Genomic DNA, 16,584 nt, shown 5'->3' on the forward strand with positions numbered 1-16,584 from the left:
CGAAGCGCCCGGCGTGGGCCTTGCCGCGCCGCAGCTGGGCATCCCCCTGCGGCTCGCCGTCCTGGAGGACCAGTTCGACATCGATCCCGTTGCCGCTGCCCTGCGCAACCGGAGTCCGCTGGATTTCCTGGCCATCCTCAACCCCCATTACACGCCGCTTGGGGAGGAGCACGCGTCGTTCTATGAGGGCTGTCTTTCCCTCAATGGGCTGCAGGCGGTGGTGGCGCGTCCGGAGGCCGTGCTGCTGGAGTACGTAACACCCGACGGCGCGGCGAAGCGGCGTGAGTTCTCCGGCTGGCAGGCGCGCATCGTGCAGCACGAGACGGACCACCTCGACGGCATCCTGTACATAGACCGCGCCCAGCTTCGCTCTTTGAGCAGCAATGCCGAATACGCAGCGCACTGGGCAGAAGCGGGCATTGACAAGGCACGGGAAGGGCTGGGTTTCGACGACGGGCCTGCGGGGATCTCCCTCGGCTGACGGTCACCGCCTCCCTCCGCATGCAGGGCGGGCAGGGCTGCATACCCGGCCCGCCCTAAACTGGTTCCCATGCCTTCCGCGGACCTTCCCCTCCTGTGCCCCGTCTGCTCACATCCGCTGGAGTACCTGGAAGCGGAGGCCACGCGCCAGCCGCGCCTGGTGTGCCCGTCCGGGCACAGCTTCGACGCCGCGCGCCAGGGCTACTTCAACCTCCTGGTGGGCAAAGGCACACCTTTCGAACCGGACAGCGCCGCGATGGTGGCGTCACGGTACGCCTTCCTGGGGAACGGGCACTACGGGCCGCTGCAGCAGGCCCTGGCCTCCGCAGTCGTACCCGTCCTGCGGCCGGAAGGCGCGGTGGTGCTTGACTCGGGAACGGGGACCGGACACTATCTGCGGGCAATCCTCGATGCTGCAGCTGCCGGGGGGCGGAAGGCGTCCGCCATTGGCCTGGACATCTCGAAATTCGCCCTCAGGCGGGCTGCCCGCCTCAACCCGGAAGCCGTGAACCTGGTGTGGGACATCTGGCGGCCGCTGCCGGTGGCGGACAACTCGGTGGACGCGGTCACCGTGGTCTTCGCACCGCGGAACCCCGCCGAGTTCGCCCGGGTCCTGCGACCGGAGGGGGTGCTGGCGGTGGTGACACCGCGGCCCGGACACCTGGCGGGCATCGCGGCCGTGACCGGAATGCTTGGCATTGAAGAGGGCAAGGATGAGCGGCTGGCAGAGGCGCTGGCCGGGCACTTCGAGCCCGAAAAGGCCCTGGACGTGGACATACCGCTCAAGCTTGGCCGCGCGGCCGCCGCGGACCTGGCGTTCATGGGACCGGCGGGCCACCACCTTGACCGGGACAAGATCGCCGCCCGCCTCGAAGACTCACCGGAACCGGTGGAAGCCGACGCAAAATTCAGGCTGTCCGTGTTTCGGCCTACTGCCCACGGTGCCCCGTAACGACTTGGCCACTATCCCCCGGCACCCGCTGTGAACCGGCCCACAGGCCAGGTCCGCGGACTAGGATGAAAAGACAGTTGCTGGCGGGTCCGCGGACGCGGCTCCCCCGTGACGAAGGGGGAAGCAGGAATGTTCGAATGGCTTGGGGAAAACTGGTGGGCGCTGTGGCTCACGGCTTTCCTGGCGTTTGCAGTGATCGAGATGATCACCCTTGACCTGTTTTTCATCATGCTTGGCGGCGGATCGCTCGCCGCACTGGTAGCCGATTTTGCCGGCGCCGAGCCCTGGCTCCAGGTAGTCATCTTCTGCATCGTGTCGCTGCTCATGGTGGCCTTTGTCCGGCCCGTGGCACTGTCCCACCTGAAGAAGGGCCCCTCCGAGCAGCGAACCAACGTGGACCGTCTGATCGGTGAGCCGGCCGTGGTGATGGAGGCCGTGACGTCCGACGGCGGCCTGGTGAAAATCGGCGGCGATATATGGAGTGCGCGCTCCGCTGCGGGAGTGCTTCCCGCAGGACAGACGGTGGTCGTAGCGGCCATCGACGGCGCAACAGCAGTGGTTTCGGTACCGCCCACGGCGGCCACCGGGCCTGATACAGCCTGACAATTGGGGAACAAGGAGTTGTATGGAAAACGCAGGCGGAACCGCACTGGCCATCGTGCTGGTGGTTCTGATCGTCTTTGTCATCATAGTTTTGGTCCGGTCCGTCCGGATCATTCCGCAGGCCCGCGCCGGTGTTGTTGAACGGCTCGGCAAGTACCAGCGGACACTCAATCCGGGCCTGACCATCCTGATTCCTTTCGTCGACCGGCTCCTGCCGCTCCTGGACCTGCGTGAACAAGTGGTGTCCTTTCCGCCGCAGCCGGTCATCACCGAGGACAACCTGGTGGTGTCCATCGACACGGTGGTCTACTTCCAGGTGACGGACCCGCGGGCGGCCACGTATGAAATCGCCAACTACATCCAGGCCGTGGAACAGCTCACCACCACCACCCTGCGCAACGTGGTGGGTGGCCTCAACCTGGAGGAAGCCCTCACGTCGCGGGACCAGATCAACGGACAGCTGCGCGGCGTCCTGGACGAGGCCACCGGCCGCTGGGGCATCCGCGTTTCACGGGTGGAACTGAAGGCCATCGATCCGCCCCACTCCATCCAGGACTCCATGGAGAAGCAGATGCGTGCCGAACGCGACCGGCGAGCAGCAATCCTCACGGCCGAAGGTACCAAGCAGTCGGCCATCCTCACCGCCGAGGGGCAGCGCCAGGCGTCAATCCTGGCCGCAGAGGGCGAAGCCAAGGCTGCCATCCTCCGGGCGGACGGCGAATCGCAGGCCATCCAGAAGGTGTTCGACGCCATCCACAAGGGAAACCCGGACCAGAAACTGCTGGCCTACCAGTACCTGCAGACGCTGCCCAAGCTCGCAGAAGGCTCCGCCAACAAGCTCTGGATCATCCCGAGCGAAGTCGGGGAAGCCCTGAAGGGCATTGGCAACGCCCTCGGAGGCACCAATGCGGAAGGCACAGCCGGCAAGCCGCTCTTCCAGGACGCACCCACCGAACGCGCCCAGCCATAAGCTGAATGGGAAAACGGGGAGGGCTTGGCGGTTGACGCCAAACCCTCCCCGTTTTGTTCCAACAGTGATAACCAACGTATAATTGGGTATTTGTCCGGCAGGAGACTACCAGCTGGAACAACCAAGCTTCGCAATGCGTTGAATCCTATGATGCAGCACAGTGCACAAAGTAGTCCGGCGGTGCCACGGCGCCACCGGCTAGCGCGGAGATTTCATCCGCGAACCGACCAGAGGGAGAAATCATGAGCGATCGCAGCCTGCGGGGCATGCGCCTTGGTGCGCAGAGCATGGAGACCGAGTCCGGAGTTGAGCCGGCTCCGCGCCAGCGGGTCGAATACCGTTGCGCGGATGGCGAGCAGGTCTTCGTCACGTTCTCCTCCGAGGCGGAAATTCCTCCGGTGTGGGTCTCCAAGACCGGTAAGGAAGCGCTCCTGGTTGACGGCGAAAAGCCGGACACCAGCAACGACAAGGCAGTCCGCACCCACTGGGACATGCTGCTGGAACGCCGTTCCCTGCCTGAACTCGAGCAGATCCTTGAGGACCGCCTGACCATCCTGCGCGAACGCCGCGGAGAGCGCCGCTCGGCATAAGGCCAGCCGCCAAAAAAGGGGCGGCCCCGCACGAAGGTGCGGGGCCGCCCCCTTTTTTTGGCACCGCCCGGACATCGTCAGCGGCAGCAGTCCCGCGAGGCTATGCCTGCTTGTTCTTCAGCTTTCCGGCCAGCGTGTTCCAACGCGCGGCCAGACCCCATTTGGTGACGTTGATCATGGCTTCGACCACGATGTTGCCGCTCATCTTGGATGCGCCGAGCTCCCGTTCGACGAAAGTGATGGGGCGTTCCTCGATGCGCAGGCCCAGTTTGGCCACGCGCCAGGCCAGGTCCACCTGGAAGCCGTAGCCCACAGAGTCCACCTGGTCCAGGTTGAGCTTTTCCAGGGTGGTCCTGCGGAACGCGCGGTATCCGCCGGTCACGTCCCGGATCGGCAGGCCCAGCATCAACCGGGCGTACGTGCTGCCTACCCGGGAAATCGCCTGGCGGTACAGCGGCCAGTTGACCACACTGCCGCCGGGGACCCAGCGCGAGCCCATGGCCAGGTCTGCGCCCTGTTCCACGGCTTCAAGCAGTTGGGGAAGCTGTTCCGGCTGGTGGGAACCGTCTGCATCCATTTCCACCAGGACGTCGTAGCCGGCATCCAGGCCCCACTTGAAACCGGCGATGTAGGCAGCGCCCAGGCCTTCCTTGCCCTTGCGGTGCAGGACGTGGACCTGGGAGTCCTCGGCAGCGAAGCCGTCGGCAAGTTGGCCGGTGCCGTCAGGGCTGTTGTCATCGACCACCAGCACGTCCGACGCCGGAACGGCCTTCCGCAGGCGCTGGAGCGTCTTGGGCAGCGATTCCAGTTCGTTGTAGGTGGGAATGATCGTAAGGACGCGCACAGAGGGCCTTTCCTGGTGGAAGTGGTCGGTGCACCTGGTGCCGGGCATGCCGGCCGCAGGCGCAACTCCCCATTATAGGGCGGAGGATTCCCGGGTCAGGAACGCAGGGCCGGGCTGGCGAACAGTTCGGCACCGTCTTTTACGGTTTGCAGGCATACCGGGTCTGAACCCGTGTCCAGCGCCGGCAGCAAGGGGGTCCTGGCCCGCGGATCGGTGCTCCAGGACTGAACCCGCCCGTCAGCCACCTGGACCATCAGTTCCTCCACCTCCCACACGGCAAAACTCGCGGGAGCCCCGGGCACCAGTTGCCCGGCCATGGGGTTCGGGTGCCGCGCGGCCCGCCAGCCGGCCCGGGTGTGGCCCAGGAAGGCTGCCCGCGCAGAAATACGCTGGTCCGGGTTGTGGTGTTCCACGCAGGCGCGCACGCTGGACCAGGGACGCAGGGGCGTGACGGGGCTGTCGCTGCCGAAACAGACGGGAACTCCGGCCGAGTAGAACGCGGCGAACGGATTCATCGACCGGCTTCGGTCCCCCAGCCGCTGCTCATAGAGTCCCCCGGGGCCGCCCCAGGCAGCGTCGAAGGAGGGCTGTGCGCTGACGGTCACGGAGTAGTGCGCCAATCTGGCCACGGCTTCGGCATCGGCCATCTCCACGTGCTCAAACCGGTGGCCTGCGGCGCGCACCCGCTGCTCCCCCACTTCCCTGGCGGCACGGTCCAGCGCTTCCAGCGCAGCATGCAGTCCAGCGTCACCAATCACGTGGAACCCGCCCTGGATCCCGGCAACGGAGCAGGCGGCAAGGTGGGCTGCTGCCTGGTCCACGCTCAGGTACAAGGTGCCGCGCTCCTGTCCGGCATCGCTGTAACCGGCGCGCAGGGCGGCGGTGCGCGAGCCCAGGGAACCATCGATGTTCAGGTCTCCTGCAAGGCCCCGGACTCCCGCCCCCAGCTCTGCCACCAGCGCGCGGGCCTGTTCCTCTGAGGAGACCAGCCCGCCCCAGTACGGTATGACTTCGGGAAAACGGGGCTCCCCGGTTCCGGCGGAATTCCATGCTGCCGCGAGCCGCAGGTCTTCGGCGCCGCCGATGTGCGGTGCACCCATTTCGGCCAGGGCGACGTAGCCGTTGGCGGCCGCTTCCGCCAGGGCCCGGGCCTGGAGCCGCTTCAGCTCATCCTGCGGCAGCTGCCGGGTCGCCAGCCGTGCTGCCTCGTGGGCGGCCCGCGTCACCCGGGCGCCGCCGTCGTACCCCTCCCGGTTCTGAAGGTCCGCGGACTGTGCCAGCGACGTTGACACCAGCGCCGAGTGCACGTCCACACGGGAGAGATAGACCGGCCTGCCTCCAGCGGCCCGGTCGAGTTCTTCTGCACTGGGCAGGGCCGGGTCCGCCCAGGTGGCCTCGTCCCAGCCGTGGCCGAGCACCGGTCCATTCCCGGCGGCCCCGGCGACTGCGTCCAGCACTTCCCGGGCCGACTTGAGCGTTCCCAGCTGGAGTGACTGCAGGGCCATTCCGGTTTCGGTCAGGTGCATGTGTGAGTCAACGAAGCCCGGCGCAACCAGGGCGCCGCGGAGGTCGATGACTTCCATGGAGCTGTCGGCAATGGACGAGGCCGCCTGCTCCGATCCGACCCAGGCAACAGTGTCCCCATCCACAAGCATTGCCGTGGCGAACGGGTCAGCCGCGGTGTACACGGATCCGTTGCGGTACAGCACCGGGGCGGGACGGTCGGCGTTGCGGGGTGCGGGATCAGGGCGGGGCATAAAGGCAGGACTCCTGGGATAGTGCAGGCCAGTTGCAGCCGGCAAGGGGTGAGGTGTGACTAGAGGACGGACGAGTAGGCCACGACGCCGCGGCGGATGAGGTTGATCGCTTCGGCGCAGAGCCGTGCCAGGCGCGGATCGAGGCCGGGGATCTTGGCGAGCTGGTCCAGCAGGTCCACCACCTGCTTGACCCAGCGGACAAAGTCACCGGCGGCAAGGTCGGTGCCGCTCAGGACGTCCTGGAGGTGGCGTCCGCGGGCCCACTTGTACAGGGGCCAGACAAGTCCGAGTTCAGGTTCGCCGGTCAGCGGAAGCTTGTTCTCCTCCTCCACGTCTTCAAGGACGGACCATTCCTTGACCACGATGTCCACGGAGGTCTCCAGGGAGACGCTGGGCATGCGCGGCCGCAGGCCCCGGTCTTCGCGTTTGGCCTGGTAGACCAGCACGCTGGCCAGGGCAGCAACTTCGGCGGCGTCCAGGTCATCGAACGCGCCCAGCCGCAGCGACTGTGAGATCAGCAGGTCCTTCTCGCCGTAGATCCGGCGCAGCCGCTGGCCGTCCGGGCTGATGTTCAGGCGGCCGTCGCCGGTGTCCTCCAGGTATCCGTAGGCGGACAGGACATCGCACACGCGGTCGAAGGTTTTGGCGATCGTGTTGGTGCGGCCCTGGATCTGGCGGACCAGGCCATCCGTTTCACGCCGCAGCTTCCACCACCGCTCCGACCACCGGGCATGGTCTTCGCGTTCGCTGCATCCGTGGCAGGGGTGTGCCTTGAGGGCCCGGCGCAGTTCGGCGATGCGCCGCTCCTGGTTTGGAAAGGCGGCTCCGCGGCCGAAATCGTGGTTGCGGTTCTGCCCGGGAGCAGGCGGCCGGTTCTCGCGCAGGGCGTTCCGTGCGCTGGAGGCAAGGTCCCGCCGGGACTTGGGCACCTTGGCATTGAAGGATTTGGGAATGCGGATTCGGGTAACCGGCGCGATGGGTCCTTCCAGGTCGTCGGTTCCTATCCGGCGCAGCTGGTTGTCCAGGGTGAGCACGGCAGGCCGGGGTTCGCGGCTGCTGTGGTCAGAGCTGAGGACGACGGCGGGCCCCGGGGCGCGCCCGCCGGGAACGTTGACCACGTCCCCGGGCAGGAGGCGCGCCAGGGAGTCGTCACTGAGTGACTTCTGGACCCGTGACTTGGTCCGGGAGGTGGCACTTTCGGCATCGGAAAGTTCCCGGCGCAGCCGGGCATATTCCGTGAAGTCGCCCAGGTGGCAGGTCATGGACTTGGCGTAGCCCGCAAGGGACTCCTCCCGGCTCCGCACTTGCCTGGCAAGCCCAACCACCGAGCGGTCGGCCTGGAACTGGGCGAAGGACGATTCGAGGATTTCCCGGGCCCTGGCACGCCCAAACTGTGCCAGGAGGTTGATGCTCATGTTGTAGGTGGGCCGGAAACTGGAGTTCAGCGGATAGGTTCGCCGCGACGCCAGGCCTGCCACCGCCGTCGGGTCCGTCCCCGGCTGCCACAGCACCACGGCGTGGCCCTCGACGTCGATGCCGCGCCGCCCGGCCCGGCCGGTGAGCTGGGTGTACTCGCCCGCGGTGATGTCCACGTGGGCTTCCCCGTTGAACTTGTCCAGCTTTTCCAGGACCACCGAGCGGGCGGGCATGTTGACGCCCAGGGCGAGGGTCTCAGTGGCGAAAACAGCCTTGACCAGGCCGTCGGCGAAAAGCTTTTCCACCACCTCCTTGAAGGTGGGCAGCATGCCGGCATGGTGGGCTGCGAAACCCCGGAGCAGGCCGTCCCGCCATGTCCAAAAACCCAGGACGTCGAGGTCGTCCGGCGGGATGTCCTGCCCGGCCTCGTCCACCCGCTGGGCGATGATCCGCTGCTCCTTCTCTGTGGTGAGCCACAGGCCTGAACCGACGCACTGCGCCACGGCCGCTTCACAGCCGGCACGGGAGAAGATGAAGGTGATGGCAGGCAACAGGTCCATCCGGTCCAGGCTGGCGATCACCTGCGGACGGCTGGCGGGGCGGACCCCCGTTTGTTCGCTCCTGCCCGGGCGGTCATAACCGTTGCGGCCGCGCTGGCCGCGGCGGCCGGCGCCGGGACCGCTGCGGAAGCTTTGCTGGCTTTCGCTGCGCGCAACGGTGAGGAGGTCCGGGTTGACGTCGAAGCCGCGGCCCTTGGCGGTGTCGACGGATTTGCCGGCCGTGGCAGGCTGCCGGCCCTCTTCCTCGACGGGCGGGGCGATCTCGTCGAAGGTGGTCTCCCCGGCGAACAGGTCCATGATCTGCCGGCCCACCATGACGTGCTGCCACAGCGGCACCGGCCGGTGCTCGGAGACGATGATGTCGGTGTCCCCGCGGACGGTGTCCAGCCAGGCGCCGAACTCCTCGGCGTTGGAGACGGTTGCACTGAGCGAGGCGACCTGGACCTCGCTGGGCAGGTGGATGATGACTTCCTCCCACACCGCCCCGCGGAACCGGTCAGCGAGGTAGTGGACTTCGTCCATGACCACGTAGCCGAGGTCCTCCAGGGTGGCAGAATCCGCGTACAGCATGTTCCGGAGGACTTCGGTGGTCATCACCACCACCTGCGCGTCGCCGTTGATGCTGGTGTCGCCGGTCAGGAGGCCCACATTTTCTGCACCGTACTTTTCGCTGAGTTCAGTGAATTTCTGGTTGCTGAGGGCTTTGATGGGGGTGGTGTAGAAGGCCTTCAGGCCCCGCTGCAGGGCGAGGTAGATGGCGAACTCCCCCACGATGGTCTTCCCGGCTCCGGTCGGGGCCGCCACCAGGACTCCCCTGCCTTCCTGAAGCGAACGGCACGCCTGCCGTTGAAAGTCGTCGAGTTCGAACTCGAGGGTCCGGATAAAGGACCCAAGGTACGTGGCCGCCTCTGCCCGGCGCTCGGCGCTGGCACGGTATCTCTCGGCTGGAGAAAGTTCTTCAGGATCGATGGGGCCGGTGGAGAAGGGTCCGGTGGTGGAGGACATACCCCAAGCCTAGCGGCACGCTACAGCTTCTTGAGTTCACTGCCGGGGGTGGCGATATCGGCTGTGGCCTCGGTCTCTTCGACCTGCCGGGCCTGCCGGCGTTCGCGGCCTTTGTCGTTCATGATGCAGATGCCGATCGCTGCAAAGAAGAGCGCCAACAGCGGCCCGGCCAGCATGAACATCGAAATGGCATCGGCACCCGGCGCTGCGATTGCTGCCAGGACAAACACCAGGAAGACCGTGATGCGCCAGGCCTTCAAAATGGTGCGGCCCGAAACGATACCCGCCATGTTGATGCCAACCAGCACCACGGGGACCAGGAAGGCCAGTCCCAGCATCAGCACCATGCGGGTGACGAATTCGATGTAGGTCCTGGCGTCGATGACGCTGGAGGACCCCTCCGGAGTGAACTGGGTCAAGGCGTGGACCACCTGGGGAACCACCAGCCACCCCACCCAGATTCCGGCAAGGAACAGGGGGATGGCAGCAGCCATGTAGCCCAGGGTGTAGCGGCGTTCCTTGGACGTCAGCCCGGGCGTGATGAACGCCCAGAGCTGGTAGATCCAGATGGGGCTGGAGATGACCGCCCCGATGAGGAGCGACATCTGCAGCTTGAAGTCGAAGGGCGACGCGATGGTGCCGAAGTTGATGGCCGCCAGGCCCCCGGTCTCACTCGAAATTCGGTTTACCGGTTCGGCCAGCGCCTTCAACAGCGGATCGTAAAGTATCCAGCCCCCAATACCGCCGATGACGACGCCGATGGCCGACTTGATCAGCCGGTTCTTCAGCTCCTTGAGGTGCTCCCAGAGGGACATCCGCCCCTCGGGATTGGCTTTACGGGCCCGCGACAGTGCCACGGGAGGTCAGGCGCGGGTTGACGGCGGAACGTCAGTGCCGTCTGTCGGCTCACCGGGCTTCGCCTTGGGGTGGTTCACGATGGTGCCTTCCATCGGGCCGGTGGCCTCGGTGGAGTCGGCTTTGCCGTCGTTCTTCATTTCCTTGACCTCGGACTTGATGATCCGCATTGACTGTCCCAGGCTGCGGGCCATGGCCGGAAGCTTGGGGGCGGCGAAGAGAAGCAAAGCAACGACGATAATGATTACGATCGGCCAGGGGCCATCAAAGAGTCTTCCCACGGGAAATCCTTTCCTCTAAATACATCCTACTTCTATGTGAAGTCGAGATCTCCGAGCGCCTGCGGCTGGCCCCGGTCCTTTTTGCGCTGCACTCGCCGGCGGCGGCGGTCTTCGCGCCGGGCCAATTTGGATGCCTCGTAATCATGTCGCATCACGGCGGGTGAGGCAAAAACGGCGGAACCCGGGAGCGGCCGTTCCGGGTCCGGGGATTCCTGCGCTTCGACCGGATTCAGGTGCCCCAGCTTCTCACCGGCAGCACTGAGGTCCTTAACGGTCGCCATGAACTGGCGGAAGAGACGGATGCCCAGCAGGACATAGAACAGCAGGGACACTGCGACGAGCGCAACCCATATGAGAATCCAGGACCACCAAGGCATGCTGAGAAGTCTATCCGGCGTACCTGTCCAGCGATGCCGCCAGCCAGTCCCGCGCGGCGTCAGCCACCCCGGCAGGAGCCAGGATCCGGGCCGAACCGCCGTGCTGGGCCACGAACATCGGAAGCCACGCGGTGCTGCCGAACCTGATCTGGGCCACCAGCCCGCCGTCGGGCAACTCTGCGGTGCGCTCCGCATAGTAGTCGTCCGCCAGCCCCCTCCCCTGCCGGGTGAGCTGGACGGTGACTGTTGTGTCGTCGTCGTTCGCTGTGAAGAGTTTGGCCGGAACGCCGCCATCGGGCGGCCCGTGCACGGTGGCGGGCCGGCCATTGGGGCGCACGTCCTGGACCCGGTCCAGCCGGAAATTCCGGAGCCCGTCCACCAGGTGGCACCAGGCTTCGAAGTACCAGGTGTTGTCCAGGGAGTACAGCCGCAACGGGTCGACGTCGCGCTCGGTAACCTCGTCACGCTGGGGTGAGAGGTAGCTCAGGCGGAGCTGCGCGCCGGTCCCGATTGCCTGGCGGACCGTGGCATGGGTCGCGGCGTCCGCGGGAGCCACCTGCGGCCCCGCGATGGAGGCGGCGCGGAGTCCTTCCTCCCCGGCCGCGGCCAGCAGCTTCAACGTGACCGATTCGAGGGCGCCGCCGCCGGGCAGGTCCGGCAGCCCATTGAGCGTCTCAAGGCCGGTCAGCAGGGCGCACGCCTCCGCCACCGTGAACCGGACCGGCTTCTTCAGGTCAAGGTCCTGGGTGATGAAGACGTGGTCGTCCTCCCACTGGATATCGAGCAGATCATCCGGGTACCCCTCGGGCAATCCGGAGCAAATGAGGATCCGGAGGTCTGCCTCCAGCTCTTCCCGGGTGACGCCGAAGTGCTTCGCCACGTCCTGGATGTGCAGGCCCTGGTTGTGGACCAGGAACGGGACCAGCTGCAGCATGCGCTTGAGCTGGTCCTCCGAGGTCCCCTTCCGGGCTGCCCGGGGACGGGTATCGGAGAAGGCATAGGCGGGGACGGGCGCGGCGGTGAAGTCCGCTGCAGCCTGCAGGCGGCGCCGCACTGCCCCTGCCAGCTCTGCGGGCTCCACTGCCAGGGCGTCGGGTCCGTAGCTGGCCAGCTCTTCGGCGAGGACTTCCGGATCGCGGTATTCCACGACCAGCCGGTCGTCGCCGTCGGCGGGCCGGCCGGGAACCTGGTGCCGGCCGCCTTCAACGGCCCGGCTGCGCAGCGCCAGCAGGCGCCCCTGCCTGACGTCCACGACGGCGGTGCGCAGCGGCAGTTCAGGCAACCGGTCCAGTTCGGCGCGGATGCTGAAGTTGGCGGGCGGAACGTACTGCTCCCTGTCGAGGGTTGTCACGGCGCTCGTGAAGCGGGACAGGCGGAAATGCCTGGGCGCGTTTCGGCCGCGGTCGTATCCCATGAGGTACCACTGGCCGAACCGGCTGCCCAATCCCCAGGGCTCTACAGACCGTTCCTCCTCCTTGCCGGTGCTTCCGGCGAGGTACGTGAAGGTGACTGGATGGCGGCCGTGCATGGCTGCGACGACGTCATCGAAGGCCTGTCCGGCCGGCTTGATCCGTGGCTGGACGCCGGCCGGGAGTTCCACCTCGGCCAGCCTTCCTGAGGCCTGGAGCTTGCGGAGGGCGCTTTGGGCAGCGGTCCCCAATGCGGCGCGCTCCCAAAGTTGGGAAGCGAGCAGGAGGACCGTCCATTCGTCCGGGCCCAGCTGGACGTCCGGGAGGCGGCTGGACTCCTTGCCGATGCGGTACCTGGTGGTGGCCGGGTCATCCTCGCTCCAGCCCAGGTCCGTCAGGGTTTCCACCTCGAAGCCCATGGCCCTCAGGTCGTTTTTGTCCCGCTCGAACATCCGCCCGAAGGCGACGTCATTGCCGGAGGTGTCGTGGTAGACCTTCTCGCGCAGTTCGCTGCGGCGCAACCCGTAGCGGGTGTTGAGCAGCGCAATCAGCAGGTTGAGGAGTCGTTCAGTGCGGGATACGGACACCTTGGTTACGTTACTAAACTCCCCCGGTGAAAGCAGAAAGCGCGGCAGCGCGGGAGGTTGTCCTCCCTGCTGCCGCGCTTCACGGTGCGATCAGTTTCCGCGTGTGCCGTCGACTTAGCGGACGGCGACGAGGTCCACGACGAAGATCAGTGCCTCGTTGGGGGCGATGGCTCCGCCGGCACCGCGCGAGCCGTAGGCCAGCTCGGAGGGGATCTCCAGGCGGCGGCGGCCACCGACCTTCATGCCCAGGAGGCCCTGGTCCCAGCCCTGGATGACCTGGCCGACGCCGACCCGGAAGTCCAGCGGTGCGCCGCGGCCCCAGGAGGCGTCGAATTCTTCGCCTGTGGACCAGGCAACGCCGACATAGTGGGTGGAGACGGTGTCCCCTGCCTTGGCTTCCTTGCCGTCACCCTCGATGAGGTCCGTGATGACGAGTTCCGTGGGGACGTCGCCTTCCGGGAAGTCGATCTCGGGCTTCTGGCGGTCGAATTCCCGCTGTCCAAACGACATGCTTGCTCCTATTGAGTGAGTGGTGATGGGTGCCGCGAAGGACGCGGCGTCCCTGTAAGTCTTGCTACTTGACCCCGAGGATGTCCACTACGAAGACCAGGTCGCCCTTCGCCTGGCCCTGGCCGGCGTCTCCGTAGGCCAGGTCCTTGGGGATGACCAGCAGGACGCGGGAGCCCACGGTCTTACCCGCGAGGCCCTGGGTCCAGCCCTTGATGACGCCCGAGAGCGGGAAGGTGGCGGGCTGGCCGCGGTCGAAGCTGGAATCGAACTTGGTGCCGTCGGAGAGGTTGACGCCCACGTAGTTCACAGTCAGCGTGTCGGATTCCTTGACGGTGGCGCCCGTGCCCTTGATCAGGTCCTGCGACACGAGTGCCGTGGGGGCAGGTGCACCTGCAACGTTGATCTCAGGTACGCCGTCTTTTTCCGTCACGGTCGGCAGGCCGGCCGGCGGCGTCACGGCGTCGCCCTGCGGCTTGTCCAGGACGGGAGTGGGGTCCGAGGCGGAGAGTACCTTGATGATCAGCAGCTGGGTCGGTGCAGCTGCGGCACGCCGAAGGAGCACTCTGCTGGCCGGGGACGGCCAGGGCAAGGCTTGAACCTACTTTGGCACCCACGAAAGCGTTGTAGATGACGGCGCTGCCGGTTTTGAGCTCATCGTTCAGCTCAAGGCTTTCAGGCTCGTTGGGGAAAGTGTCCTCCAGCTGGGAACCGTCCGTACCGTTCAAGGCAAGGATGGAGATCTTGGCCACCTGGTTTGCCTTGACGGTGTCGCCGCTGCCTTCAGAGACCACTTTGATGGTCGGCTGGGAAACGGCCAGGGGCTTGTCGAAATCCACACCCGGGGCCTTCTTGTCCCCGTTGTCGGTCAGCTTGAGGGAGTCGAACTTTGCAGTCTCCCCGGCGGACTGGCTGCTCGGCTGGGGCTGCGGGGCTGTACCGCCGCAGGCGGTCAGGAGCAGCAGGCCGGGAAGGAGGATTGCTAGTAGTCGGCGCACGTAGTAAAACTTTCGTCGGGGCAGGGTGGAGACGGCTTTCCGCCAGGCGGCGGACAATGCCGTGGGAGGCCCCCTTAAAAGGGACCTTATCCAGAATAGACCCTGAAGCTGGACGTCAGCCCGGAGCCGATCAACCCATAGAGTCCAGCAGCGCATCCACCCGCTCGTCGACGCTGCGGAAGGGGTCCTTGCACAGGATTGTCTGGTGGGCACGGTCGTTGAGTTTCAGGTGCACCCAGTCCACGGTGTAGTCCCGCCCCAGTTCCTGCGCACGCCGGACAAAGTCCCCGCGCAGTTTGGCGCGGGTGGTCTGTGGCGGCGCATCCACGGCACCCTTGATGACGGTGTCGTCGACAATGCGGCGCACCGCACCCCGGGACTGCAGGAGATAGAAAAGCCCCCGGCTGCGCGAAATGTCGTGGTACGTCAGATCAAGCTGGGCGATCCGCGGCGCCTCCAGGCCCAGGCCGTGGCGTTCGCGGTAGTTGTCCATCAGCTTCTTCTTGATGGCCCAGTCGATTTCGGTGTCGATCCCCCGGGTATCGCCGGACTCGATCGCATGGAGCGTCCGCTCCCACAGGTCCAGGATCACGGGAACGTGCGGGTTGTGGGCGCCATGCTCCTTGACGAAGGCGGTCACCTTGGTCAAGTACTCCTGCTGGATTTCCAGGGCGGTGAGCTGACGTCCGTTGGCCAGGCGGACCAACGCGCGGCCGCTGAGGTCGTGGGAGATTTCCCGGATGCTGCGGATGGGGTTTTCCATCCGCATGTCCCGCATGATCACGCCGGCCTCGATCATCCGGAGGACCAGGTCCACGGTGCCGACCTTCATCAGCGCGGTGGCCTCGGACATGTTCGAGTCCCCCACGATGACGTGGAGCCGCCGGTAGAACTCGGCGTCGGCATGCGGCTCGTCCCGGGTGTTGATGATGGGCCGGGAACGGGTGGTGGCGGAAGAGACGCCTTCCCAGATGTGGTCGGCCCGCTGGGAGAAGGCATAGGTGGCACCGTGGGGCGTCTTCAGGATCTTCCCTGCGCCGGCGATGAGCTGCCGGGTGACCAGGAACGGAATCAGGATTTCAGCCAGGCGGGAAAATTCCCCGCGCCGCGGAATCAGGTAATTCTCATGGCTGCCGTACGAGTTCCCTGCGGAATCGGTGTTGTTCTTGAACAGGTACACGGTGCCGTTGAAGCCTTCAGCAGCAAGGCGCGCCTGGGCCTCATCCACCAGGTCGTCAAGGATGAGTTCGCCGGCACGGTCGTGGGCGATCAGCTGCGCAAGGTCATCGCACTCGGCCGTCGCGTACTCGGGGTGGGATCCGACGTCGAGGTACAGCCGGGAACCGTTGGTGAGGAACACATTGGAGGAACGCCCCCAGCTGACCACCTTCCGGAACAGGTACCGCGCCACCTCCTCCGGGGCAAGAGGCCTCGAGTCGGGGCTCGAGTAGGAGATCCCAAACTCGGTTTCGATGCCGAAGATTCTCTTGTCCATGTGGTCCTCCTAGGCCAGCAGTGCTGTGATGTCCGCGTCGTTCAGCCTGCGGAAGGCACGCCGGGTGCCGCGGAAGCTTTCGGACAGCCGGTCCAGGACGGCCACTTCCAATGCACTGGGCGGCAACGGCGCCGCGGGCTGCTCACCCTCCTGGACGGGCGTAAGTCCCTTGATGGCCAGCCGGACGGCGTCGGCGAAGCCCAACGAAGCCTGCCATCCTGCATCGATGGCCGATGACACTTTCTCAGCCTGTCCACCCATGACGACAAAGCTGTGCTCGTCGGCGATCGAGCCGTCGAACGTCAGCCGGTAGAGGTGGTCCTCGGCCTGCGAGGACCCTACTTCGGCAACGGCGAGTTCCACCTCGAAGGGCTTCTGCTCGGCGGTGAAGACAGCGCCCAGGCTTTGGGCGTACACACTGGCCAGGCCGCGGGCGGTGACGTCCTCGCGGTCGTACGAGTATCCGCGGACGTCGGCGTAGCGGACGCCGGCCTGGCGGAGGCTTTCGAATTCGTTGTACTTGCCGACGGCGGCGAACGCGATTTTGTCGTAGATCTCGCCGATCTTGTGCAGGGATGGCGAAGGGTTCTCGGCTACGAGGGCGATCCCGTCGGCGCAGCTGATGACAACCACTGAGCGGCCGCGGGCGATGCCTTTCCGCGCGAAATCCGCGCGGTCCTTCATCAGTTGTTCTGGTGAGACATAGAACTGCTGGGTCATCTCAGGCCTCCCGTCCGGCGATGGTGCGCGCTTCGATCACGCTGCGGGATGCAGCCGCGAGTTCCGGCTCGGGCACCCGCCGGGCACCTGTCCTGTCCACCGTATAGACCACCGGCCACAACTGCCGGACCGTGTCCGGGCCGCCCGTGGCGGAATCGTCGTCGGCAGCGTCATACAG

Annotated in this window: 15 protein-coding genes and 2 pseudogenes; 5 read left to right on the forward strand and 12 right to left on the reverse strand. The window is 66.1% G+C overall.

Annotated features, from left to right (window positions below; translation table 11 throughout):
• From BACI349Y_RS10005 to BACI349Y_RS10025, 5 genes are all read left to right on the forward strand, one after another.
• The coding region (locus tag BACI349Y_RS10005; protein ID WP_159631970.1) for a peptide deformylase at positions 1-481 on the forward strand (481 nt) is incomplete at its 5' end.
• A 69-nt stretch (positions 482-550) separates the two neighbouring features.
• Positions 551-1,432, forward strand: a complete 882-nt coding sequence (locus BACI349Y_RS10010; protein WP_159631971.1) for a methyltransferase domain-containing protein — start codon at positions 551-553, stop codon at positions 1,430-1,432.
• A 129-nt stretch (positions 1,433-1,561) separates the two neighbouring features.
• A complete protein-coding gene (locus BACI349Y_RS10015; protein WP_141160411.1) occupies positions 1,562-2,035 on the forward strand; it encodes an NfeD family protein in 474 nt (157 codons plus the stop codon).
• Positions 2,036-2,057: 22 nt separating this feature from the next.
• On the forward strand, positions 2,058-3,005 hold the full coding sequence (locus BACI349Y_RS10020; protein ID WP_159631972.1) for an SPFH domain-containing protein: 948 nt from the start codon (positions 2,058-2,060) through the stop codon (positions 3,003-3,005).
• A 242-nt stretch (positions 3,006-3,247) separates the two neighbouring features.
• On the forward strand, positions 3,248-3,595 hold the full coding sequence (locus tag BACI349Y_RS10025; protein ID WP_026266052.1) for an RNA polymerase-binding protein RbpA: 348 nt from the start codon (positions 3,248-3,250) through the stop codon (positions 3,593-3,595).
• Between the two features lie 100 nt (positions 3,596-3,695).
• Here BACI349Y_RS10025 and BACI349Y_RS10030 read toward each other — a convergent pair whose 3' ends face one another.
• The 12 genes and pseudogenes from BACI349Y_RS10030 to BACI349Y_RS10085 all read right to left on the reverse strand — a co-directional run.
• A complete protein-coding gene (locus BACI349Y_RS10030; RefSeq protein ID WP_159631973.1) occupies positions 3,696-4,439 on the reverse strand; it encodes a polyprenol monophosphomannose synthase in 744 nt (247 codons plus the stop codon).
• Positions 4,440-4,534: 95 nt separating this feature from the next.
• Positions 4,535-6,196 (reverse strand): amidohydrolase, encoded by a 1,662-nt coding sequence (locus BACI349Y_RS10035; protein WP_159631974.1) that lies wholly within the window; start codon positions 6,194-6,196, stop codon positions 4,535-4,537.
• A gap of 59 nt (positions 6,197-6,255) precedes the next feature.
• Positions 6,256-9,177 carry a DEAD/DEAH box helicase gene (locus tag BACI349Y_RS10040; protein ID WP_159631975.1) on the reverse strand — a complete coding sequence of 974 codons (2,922 nt, stop codon included), beginning with the start codon at positions 9,175-9,177 and terminating at the stop codon, positions 6,256-6,258.
• Between the two features lie 20 nt (positions 9,178-9,197).
• Positions 9,198-9,992 carry a twin-arginine translocase subunit TatC gene (gene tatC / locus BACI349Y_RS10045; RefSeq protein ID WP_159631976.1) on the reverse strand — a complete coding sequence of 265 codons (795 nt, stop codon included), beginning with the start codon at positions 9,990-9,992 and terminating at the stop codon, positions 9,198-9,200.
• Positions 9,993-10,040: 48 nt separating this feature from the next.
• A complete protein-coding gene (gene tatA / locus BACI349Y_RS10050; protein ID WP_159631977.1) occupies positions 10,041-10,313 on the reverse strand; it encodes a Sec-independent protein translocase subunit TatA in 273 nt (90 codons plus the stop codon).
• A gap of 32 nt (positions 10,314-10,345) precedes the next feature.
• Complete coding sequence (locus tag BACI349Y_RS10055; protein ID WP_159631978.1) at positions 10,346-10,690, reverse strand: hypothetical protein; 345 nt, start codon at positions 10,688-10,690, stop codon at positions 10,346-10,348.
• Between the two features lie 10 nt (positions 10,691-10,700).
• A complete protein-coding gene (locus tag BACI349Y_RS10060) occupies positions 10,701-12,686 on the reverse strand; it encodes a helix-turn-helix transcriptional regulator (RefSeq protein WP_159631979.1) in 1,986 nt (661 codons plus the stop codon).
• A 114-nt stretch (positions 12,687-12,800) separates the two neighbouring features.
• Positions 12,801-13,196, reverse strand: a complete 396-nt coding sequence (locus BACI349Y_RS10065) for an FKBP-type peptidyl-prolyl cis-trans isomerase (protein WP_159631980.1) — start codon at positions 13,194-13,196, stop codon at positions 12,801-12,803.
• A gap of 64 nt (positions 13,197-13,260) precedes the next feature.
• Positions 13,261-14,191: pseudogene (locus BACI349Y_RS10070) on the reverse strand (FKBP-type peptidyl-prolyl cis-trans isomerase).
• A gap of 130 nt (positions 14,192-14,321) precedes the next feature.
• Positions 14,322-15,686 (reverse strand): Pup--protein ligase, encoded by a 1,365-nt coding sequence (gene pafA / locus BACI349Y_RS10075; protein ID WP_159631981.1) that lies wholly within the window; start codon positions 15,684-15,686, stop codon positions 14,322-14,324.
• Between the two features lie 9 nt (positions 15,687-15,695).
• Entirely contained in the window at positions 15,696-16,406 is a 711-nt protein-coding gene (gene prcA / locus BACI349Y_RS10080) for a proteasome subunit alpha (RefSeq protein WP_159631982.1), read from the reverse strand.
• Position 16,407: 1 nt separating this feature from the next.
• Positions 16,408-16,584: pseudogene (locus BACI349Y_RS10085) on the reverse strand (proteasome subunit beta); the annotation flags it as partial.

This window comes from Arthrobacter sp. 8AJ (assembly GCF_902506025.1).
Classification (GTDB): domain Bacteria; phylum Actinomycetota; class Actinomycetes; order Actinomycetales; family Micrococcaceae; genus Arthrobacter.